This window comes from Alishewanella tabrizica (assembly GCF_014652375.1).
Classification (GTDB): Bacteria; Pseudomonadota; Gammaproteobacteria; order Enterobacterales; family Alteromonadaceae; genus Alishewanella; species Alishewanella tabrizica.
Genome location: NZ_BMYR01000033.1, coordinates 1 through 1,018 on the forward strand (window position 1 = coordinate 1; position 1,018 = coordinate 1,018).

The 1,018-nt window shown below is 50.2% G+C and carries 1 protein-coding gene; it reads left to right on the forward strand.

Translation table 11 applies throughout. From position 1 onward, the window contains the following. Positions 1 to 4: 4 nt before the first annotated feature. On the forward strand, positions 5 to 1,018 hold a 1,014-nt coding region (locus tag IE070_RS16495), incomplete at its 3' end, for an IS110 family RNA-guided transposase (RefSeq protein WP_189484283.1).

Genomic DNA, 1,018 nt, shown 5'->3' on the forward strand with positions numbered 1-1,018 from the left:
GTCTATACGTTGTGGGGTCGATATTGCAAAGCTCGTGTTTCAAATTCATGGCGTTAATGCTAAATCTGGTGAAACCGTTATGGTTAAAAAGTTAGCCAGAGGCGAAATGCTACGCTATTTTGCCAATAAACCACCGATGCTTATCGGCATTGAAGCCTGCGGTGGTGCGCATTATTGGGCGCGTGAGCTCACCAAACTCGGCCATACCGTAAAGCTGATGACACCGCAGTATGTTGCACCCTATCGGCGTGGCGGTAAAAACGATGCCAATGATGCAGAAGCCATTTGTGAAGCCTTAGCCAGACCCAATATGCGCTTTGTTGCCGTTAAATCAGAATCACAACAAGCTGTATTGGTCATGCACCGGATGCGCGACCAGTGGGTACGGGAACGTACTTCACTGATGAACCAAATCCGCAGCTACCTGCACGAGTTTGGCATTGTGATTAATCAGGGCCGCGCAGCACTGGCCAAGACATTACCTTTGGTGGCTGAATCGGAAACACTGCCCCTACTGTTTCGCCAGAGTATGGCTGATTTAGCCGACAAGTTAGCTGATTTAGAAACGCGCATTAATTCGTTAAACAAACGGATTGAAGCCTGGAGCAAGCAAGATACCACCGCAAAAGTCTTACTTGAGCTCTGTGGTATCGGTAGCGTTACCGCAAGCGCTGCTGTAGCAACAGCCGGTGATGTGTCAGTATTTAAAAACGGGAGGCAATTCGCCGCCTGGCTCGGTTTAGTGCCAAAACAGAACTCATCCGGTGGTAAAACGCAACTCGGTGCCATTACTAAACGCGGCGACCGCTATTTGCGAACACTCTTGGTTCAGGGTGCCCGAACCGTCATGCTGGCGGCCAGCCGAGCACAAAAGTCCACGCAAACAACACCCATGTTTGACTGGATTTATAAGCTACAAGAGCGACGGCCAAACAATGTTGTTGCGGTGGCTATCGCCGCAAAACAAGCCAGAATGCTGTGGGCAATCATGGCCAAGCAGCAGCGGCAAGATACGCTA